We start from the raw sequence: 1,025 nt of genomic DNA on the forward strand, positions 1-1,025 counted from the left end.
TGTAAGCCCCCGACCATACCCCTATTGAGGTGGTATCCAGACATGTGGTAGCAGCTCATCAATCTGGCTATCAGGATGCGTCGGCAGACGACTCAACACATCTGCCAAATACGCATACGGGTCAAGACCATTCAATCTAGCTGACTGGATAAGCGACATAATACTAGCCGCCCGCTGACCGCTCTCAAGCGACCCTGCAAACAACCAATTCTTTCTGCCTAACGCCCATGGACGCATCTGATTTTCTGCCCAATTATTATCAATCGGCAAATTGCCATCATCCAAATAGCGAGTTAATGCCGTCCAACGTTTAAGGCAATACTCAATCGCCTTAGTAATACTGGCATTCTTAGTCGTGCCTAAGCGTTTCTGTTGTAACCACGCATAAAGTTTATCCGCAACTGGTTTTGCCTTATTCTGCCTGACTTGCCTAACTATTTGAGCATCTCTGGGCATTGGCGTTTGGTTTCTCTCAAACTGCTCATCAATCTCACGTTCAACGGCATACAGTGTTTGAAACAGTTCTAATGCCTCAATGCTAATAAGACTCTGCCCTGTCACATGCAGCTCATGAAACTTACGCCTGGCATGTGCCATACAACCCACTTCAATCACCCCTCGCCCAAATAATGGCTTGTAGCCGTTATAGCCGTCGCAAATAAGTTTGCCCTTAAAGCCGTTTAAAAACGCATTGGGATGCTCACTACCCCGACCTTGGGCAAAGTCATACACTACCGCCTTGATTGGGCTATGCTGTGGTGTCACATACGCCCAGACATAGCCTTGTTTTAGCTTGCCCTTAATATCTTTGGTACCGTAAGTGTTTAAAATCTTCACAGGGGTTTCATCGGCATGCACAATTGGTTGGGTAAGTATAAGCTTGATTAAGCGATTAACTAAAAACCCAAGCTGTACCCCACAACGTCCCACCCAATCGGCTAAGGTCGAATCAGATAAATACACCCCGCTTCGCTGATAAATCAGGCTTTGGCGATACAGGGGTAAATGGTCAGCGTATTTACTGA

Annotated in this window: 1 protein-coding gene; it reads right to left on the minus strand. The window is 46.4% G+C overall.

Features of this window, described 5'->3' with window-relative positions:
• Window positions 1-21: 21 nt before the first annotated feature.
• Window positions 22-1,025 (minus strand): IS66 family transposase (tnpC, locus tag RTN07_RS10955; RefSeq protein ID WP_312177969.1); only part of this gene is annotated, 1,004 nt, incomplete at its 5' end.

The sequence above is a fragment of the Moraxella sp. CTOTU46934 genome (assembly GCF_031979465.1).
GTDB classification, from domain to species: domain Bacteria; phylum Pseudomonadota; class Gammaproteobacteria; order Pseudomonadales; family Moraxellaceae; genus Faucicola; species Faucicola tetraodonis.